Genomic DNA, 5,998 nt, shown 5'->3' with positions numbered 1-5,998 from the left:
CGATACGGGCAGGCCGCGCGAGGCCGTACGCGCGGCCTGCCCGTATCGCGTGCCAGGAACGACGCGTTGCAGAACGCGTGCGCCTCCAATGCCGCATCCCCGGCCAGCCGTGCGGTGGCCAGCGCCTCCGCGTAGTGCGAGCGGGCGTCCTCGAACCGGCCCGAGTCATGGGCCAGCCAGCCCACCGAGATGGCCAGCTCACCGGCGCCCGCGTGCAGCCGGTCCGCGGTGGAGCGACGGGCCGCGGTGCCGGAGTCGAGCAGCGCGTACGCCGCCCGCAGGGGCTGCGCGGCCCGCCGGTAGAGGCCGTCACCACCGTGCCGGTCGTCGAGCAGGCGGATCTGCCGCACCGCCTTCTCGACGGCACCCACCTCCGCTTCGCCGACCCGGCGCTGCACGGGCACGGCGGCAGCGGCCGCGCCGCCGAGACCCAGGCCCAGGGAGGCGGCCGCCACCGCGGTGGTGCCGCTCGTCATGAATGCGCGACGCAGCACGTCGCTCTCCTCATCGGTGTCGCTGCCGAGCACGAGCAGCGGGGAAGTCGGGGGGCGAGCGGTGTCCGAGGCGGTCCGGGCCCCCCGGCCGCGTACCGATTCGCGCGGTGAGAAGCCCAGGTCCGCCAGGTTCGCCCCGGGGAACATGTGCAGGAAGACCCGCTCGTACGCGTAGTTGGGACAGCGGATCTCGCCGGACTCCACGCGTCCGATGTACCGGGCGTCGCACGCGACCTGCTCACCGATCTCGCGAGCGGACCTGCGTACCGCGGCAGCGAACTCCCCGGCGGAGCGCTGTCCGCGCAGCCGTCGGAAGGCGGTGTTGGGAACTGCCCGTGTCGACACCATTGCGGGGCCCTCTCTGGTGCAAGCCGGGCGCCTGTTTCCGGTGTCCCGGCGGAGCAAGAACGTACCTGCTGTGACGAGACCCACACGCTGCGTTTCCCAACAAAACGGATATCTCGCCCACGATCCGCCATGAACTGCCACCCTTTGGCGCGGTGCCGCACCGTAGCCCTTGACGCGGTAGGCGCGTTGGTCCATGCGGAGACGGAGTCCGGCTCCGCCCGGCGATGAGAGGAGAGGTCCCTTGTTGCACCTCGGAATGGCGACCGGCTCGCGAACGACCGCGACGAGCGCGACGACGGTGGCCACCACGGCGACGACCGGCACCACGGCACCTGCCGAGGGGCCCGGCACGCCCCCGGCCCCCGAACCCTGCGACCTCGTGACGGTCCCCGCCCGCCAGGGCCTGGAGGCCGTCGACATCCTGCGGCGCGGCGCCGATCAAGAGGCCGTCGGGCCGGTGCTCCACGACGGGGCGTGCGCCACGCTCGGCTTCCTGGTGCCCCCCGGCACCGCGCAGGCCTGGGACGTACCGGGAAGCGCCTGTACGCGGACCGACGGCCGCGGGCTGCGCATCCCCGCCGAGCCGCCGGCCCCGGGCAGTGGCTGGCTGCTGCCGCCCGCAAGCGACACCCCGGTCACCGACCCGGCCGTGCTGCGGGCCGCACTCGACCAGGCGGCCCGCCTGATCGAAGCGGCCGACAACTGCCGCTGAGCTCATAATGGTCCGGACGGCGGGTGCCTTGATCAGCCCGTCACGGCCGGTCAGGACCGGCCTTGGACGTGATGAGCAGTGAGCGGGGACGAGGGGCAGTGGCACGTCGAGGAGCGGCCGGCGGTGCGGGAGACCGCAAGCAGCGCGCGGACCGCAGGACCGACCGGAAGGCGGCGCGCGGCTCCGAGCGCCCCGAGGGCAACGTCACCGAACCCGTGGACGGCGGCCTCGCCGAGCTCGTCCCGGACCGGGAACGCCGGCGTGCCTGGACCCTGACGATCGACGGTGCCCCGCAGTCCCACGTGGACCTGGACGACCCGACGTACCTCTCCTTCGAGTACCAGCGCCGCATCGGGCACATCATCGACCTGGCCGCCCCGCCGGGACAGCCGCTGCACGTCGTGCACCTCGGCGGCGGCGCCTTCACCCTCGCCCGCTACATCGCCGCGACCCGCCCCCGCTCGACCCAGCAGATCGTCGAGGTGGACGCCGCCCTCGTCCAGCTGGTGCGCCGGGAGCTGCCGCTGGACCCGCAGGCCAGGATCCGGGTTCGCGCCACCGACGCCCGCGCCGGGCTCGGGAAGATCCAGGACGGCTGGGCCGACCTCGTCATCGCCGACGTCTTCAGCGGGGCCCGTACGCCCGCCCACCTCACGAGCACCGAGTTCCTCGCCGAGGTGCGCCGCGTCCTGAAGCCCGGCGGGACGTATGCGGCCAACCTCGCCGACGGGCCGCCGCTGGCCCATCTCCGAGGCCAGATCGCCACCGCCGCGACCGTCTTCCCCGAGCTGGCGCTCGCCGCCGACCCGACCGTCTTCCGCGGCCGGCGCTTCGGCAACGCGGTGCTGCTCGCCTCGGACGTGGCACCGAAGGCCGCGGAGCTGACCCGCAGGGTGGCGACCGATCCGCATCCGGGCCGGGTCGAACACGGGCGGGCGCTCGCCGACTTCACCGGCGGCGCGGCCGCCGTGCACGACGCGGACGCCCGGCCCTCACCCGCGCCGCCGCCGTCCGCCTTCGACTGACCGCGGAGCGGGTGGCCGCACGGCGGGGGCCCTTGTCCCGTGCGGCGTCACGACTTCACGACTTCACGACTTCACGATCTCGACCTGCGGCGGATGGTCGTTCCAGGTGCAGAACACCGACACCGTCGTGCCGTCGTCCCGGGTGAAGTTCACCCGGATCCAGGTCGTGTTCGTCCACACCTGCACCGACCAGCCCTGCTCCGGAGTCGCAGACACCAGTTTCGCCGAGTCCGTGCCGAGCTCGAAGACGATCCGCCCGCCGTCCGTCTGGTAACTCCTCGCCGTACCCGACGCCGTGGCCGTCGGCCGCGGCGTGCCGGCGGGGGTGCGTGACGGCGTCCGGGACACGGTCACGGACGGCTTCGGGGTGGCCGTGGCCCGGCGGGTGGCGGACGGGCTCCTCGACGGGGACGGCTCCGGGCGGTGCGTGGACGACGACAGGTTCTCGGTGCTGTCCCGGTCGCTCCGGGCGCCCGCCTCGATCGGCACCGCGCGCGGCGGGTCGTACGCCGTGCCCGCCATCACGGTGTGCACACCCCACCACGACAGCGTGACCGCGGCGCCGGTGGCGAGCGACCACGCGAGCGCGTGTACGAGACCTCGTTGCATCCGGCACATCCTGCACCACGGGCCCCGCCCTGTCCCCACTACCGCCACCGAGCGGACCGCACGGGGCCCGATGGCGTACGGTGCCGCCCATGCCAAGTGTGCTCGTGGTCGAGGACGACCAGTTCGTACGTTCCGCCCTCATCCGGCACCTGACCGAGGCCTCCCACACGGTGCGGAGCGTCGGTACCGCGCTCGAAGCGCTGCGCGAGGTCGCCCACTTCCGGTTCGACGTGGTCATCCTCGATCTCGGGCTGCCCGATCTCGACGGCGCCGAGGCGCTGAAGATGCTGCGCGGCATCACCGACGTGCCGGTCATCATCGCGACCGCGCGCGACGACGAGAGCGAGATCGTCCGGCTGCTCAACGACGGCGCCGACGACTACCTGACCAAGCCGTTCTCCGTGGAGCACCTCTCGGCCCGGATGGCCGCCGTGCTGCGCCGCTCACGGGCGGCGGGCAGCGAGGCCCCGCCGCCGCGCGTCATCCAGGTCGGCGGGCTCTCCATCGACCCGCTGCGCCGCCAGGCCCAACTCGACGGCACGGAACTCGACCTCACCCGGCGCGAGTTCGACCTGCTGACCTTCCTGGCCGGCCGCCCGGGCGTCGTCGTCCCGCGCAGGGAACTCCTCGCGGAGGTCTGGCAGCAGTCCTACGGGGACGACCAGACCATCGACGTCCACCTGTCCTGGCTGCGCCGGAAACTGGGCGAGACCGCCGCCCGGCCCCGCTATCTGCACACCCTGCGGGGCGTCGGCGTGAAGCTCCAGCCGCCCGCCGCACCCCCGGAGCAGCCCGCATGAGATGGGCCCTGGTCAAGGTCTGCCTGGCCGTCACCGCGATGGTCGTCGTCGCGTTCGCCGTACCGCTCGGCCTCGTCGTCAAGGAGATGGCCCGCGACCGCGCGTTCACCGACGCCGAACGGCAGGCCGCGACGATCGGCCCCTCGCTCTCCATCACCACCGACCGTGCCCAGCTCCAAAGGGCAGTGCTCACCACCGAACCCGGGGCCGCGGGCAGGATGGCCGTCCACATCCCGGCGTCCGACGAGGCCGGCGGCGTGGCGGTGGAGATCGGCAGCCGGCGAGCGACCCGCAAGGACCTGGAGACGGTACGGGAGTCGGGGCGCGCCTCCATCACCGAGGTGAGGGGCGGGTCCGCGCTGCTCCAGCCGACCGCGCTCGGTTCCGGGGGCATCGCCGTCGTCGAGGTGTTCGTGCCCGAGGACGAGGTCTCCAACGGGGTCGCCACCGCCTGGCTGATGCTGGCCGGCGTCGGCATCGCGCTGATCGTCGGCTCGGTCGCGGTGGCCGACCGGCTGGGCGTACGCATGGTGGAACCGGCCCGCCGCCTGGCCGGCGCCGCACAGGACCTGGGGGAGGGGCGGCTCGGCACCCGGGTGCCGGAGGAAGGGCCGACCGAACTGCGTTCCGCCGCCGCCGCGTTCAACTCCATGGCCGACCAGGTCATCCAGCTCCTCGCCAACGAGCGCGAACTGGCCGCCGACCTCTCGCACCGCCTGCGCACCCCGCTCACCGTGCTCCGGCTCAACGCCGCCTCGCTCGGCGAGGGACCGGCGGCCGAACAGACCAGGGCGGCCGTCCAGCAGCTGGAGCGCGAGGTCGACACGATCATCAGGACCGCCCGGGAACAGCGCCCTCAGGCCCAGGGACAGAACGGCGGGCCCGGGGCCGGCTGCGACGCGTCCGAGGTGATCCGCGAACGCATGGACTTCTGGTCCGCGCTCGCGGAGGACGAGGGCCGTGAGGTGCGCCTCGCGGGAGTCGACCGCACGGTACGCATCCCGGTCGCCAGACCCGAACTGGCCGCCGCGCTGGACGCGTTGCTCGGCAACGTCTTCCGGCACACCGCGGAAGGCACCGCCTTCGCCGTCGACGTCCACCACAGCGGTGACGCGGTGATCGTGCTCGTCTCGGACGCCGGCGGCGGCATAGCGGACCCGAAGGCCGCACTGGCACGCGGCGGCAGCGGGCGTGGCGGAGCGCGGGGCGCGGTGGGCTCGACCGGGCTGGGCCTCGACATAGTCCGCCGGGTCGCGGAGTCCACCGGCGGCGACGTGCGGATCGGGCGCTCCGTGCTCGGCGGCACGGAGGTGCGCATCTGGATCGGGCTCGACGGGCAGCGGCCGCAGCGGCGCGGGCGCGGCCACCGGGTGGGACGGCCGCGGCGCGGCGTGAGCGGACGCGGTGGAAAGCCGCGGTTCCGCTCCGGTGCGGGCCCGAACCTTTAGTGCGGCCGATGCGCTCCTTAAGCCAACCCTAAGAACATCAACTCCGGTCCGGATCATGCCTTTTGTCGGATTCGGTGCGGCTAGCGTGCTCCCGCATCCCCACTTCCGTACGACGAGGCAGGAACGCGATGGGCACCAGCACGCACCGGCGCAAGGCGAGCACCAGGACCAAGGCGATCGGCGCAGGCGGCGGCCGTAGGCGCCGCGTACACGAGGACCAGCGGCTGGACCGGTGGATACACCGGGCAGTACGTCGTCACCAACGACACCGACCGGGCCAAGTCCGGCTGGACGCTCGAGTTCGACCTGCCGGCTGGCACGAGGATCAGCTCCCTGTGGAACGGCGAGCACACCGTCAGCGGCAGCCACGTCACCGTCAAGCCGGCGAGCTGGGACAAGGAACTCGCCGCGGGCAAGTCCGTGACCATCGGCTTCGTCACCAGCTCCGACGGCACGGCCGCCGACCCCACCGGCTGCCTCATCGACGACACCGCGTGCTCCGTCGACACCGGCGCGACACCGGAACCGAGCGGCCGCCCCACCGAGACCGCGACTCCCACCC

At 73.4% G+C, this 5,998-nt stretch carries 6 protein-coding genes and 1 pseudogene; 5 read left to right on the top strand and 2 right to left on the bottom strand.

Annotated elements, in window-relative coordinates; genetic code table 11:
* The coding region (locus JGS39_RS37540) for an NsdA family TPR-like regulatory protein (RefSeq protein ID WP_505391881.1) at positions 1-842 on the bottom strand (842 nt) is incomplete at its 3' end.
* A 241-nt stretch (positions 843-1,083) separates the two neighbouring features.
* Here JGS39_RS37540 and JGS39_RS37535 point away from each other — a divergent pair.
* On the top strand, positions 1,084-1,554 hold the full coding sequence (locus JGS39_RS37535; protein ID WP_219574262.1) for a hypothetical protein: 471 nt from the start codon (positions 1,084-1,086) through the stop codon (positions 1,552-1,554).
* A 98-nt stretch (positions 1,555-1,652) separates the two neighbouring features.
* Positions 1,653-2,579: a spermidine synthase gene (locus JGS39_RS37530; protein WP_306070172.1), complete on the top strand. Its 927-nt coding sequence runs from the start codon at positions 1,653-1,655 to the stop codon at positions 2,577-2,579.
* A gap of 63 nt (positions 2,580-2,642) precedes the next feature.
* Here JGS39_RS37530 and JGS39_RS37525 read toward each other — a convergent pair whose 3' ends face one another.
* Entirely contained in the window at positions 2,643-3,188 is a 546-nt protein-coding gene (locus JGS39_RS37525) for a hypothetical protein (protein WP_219574261.1), read from the bottom strand.
* An 89-nt stretch (positions 3,189-3,277) separates the two neighbouring features.
* On the opposite strand from JGS39_RS37525, the gene JGS39_RS37520 reads away from it, so the two are divergent.
* The 3 genes and pseudogenes from JGS39_RS37520 to JGS39_RS37510 form a co-directional block, all read left to right on the top strand.
* Positions 3,278-3,988: a response regulator transcription factor gene (locus JGS39_RS37520; protein WP_219574260.1), complete on the top strand. Its 711-nt coding sequence runs from the start codon at positions 3,278-3,280 to the stop codon at positions 3,986-3,988.
* Positions 3,985-5,436 (top strand): sensor histidine kinase, encoded by a 1,452-nt coding sequence (locus JGS39_RS37515; protein ID WP_219574259.1) that lies wholly within the window; start codon positions 3,985-3,987, stop codon positions 5,434-5,436. Before JGS39_RS37520 ends, JGS39_RS37515 begins: the two co-directional genes overlap by 4 nt.
* Before the next feature lie 128 nt (positions 5,437-5,564).
* Positions 5,565-5,998, top strand: a pseudogene (locus tag JGS39_RS37510) (cellulose binding domain-containing protein); the annotation flags it as partial.

Origin of the sequence: Streptomyces poriferorum, assembly GCF_019399235.1 — a bacterium.
GTDB lineage: Bacteria > Actinomycetota > Actinomycetes > Streptomycetales > Streptomycetaceae > Streptomyces > Streptomyces poriferorum.
Note: the sequence above shows the minus strand (reverse complement) of the source record. Positions and strands in the feature narration are given on the sequence as shown.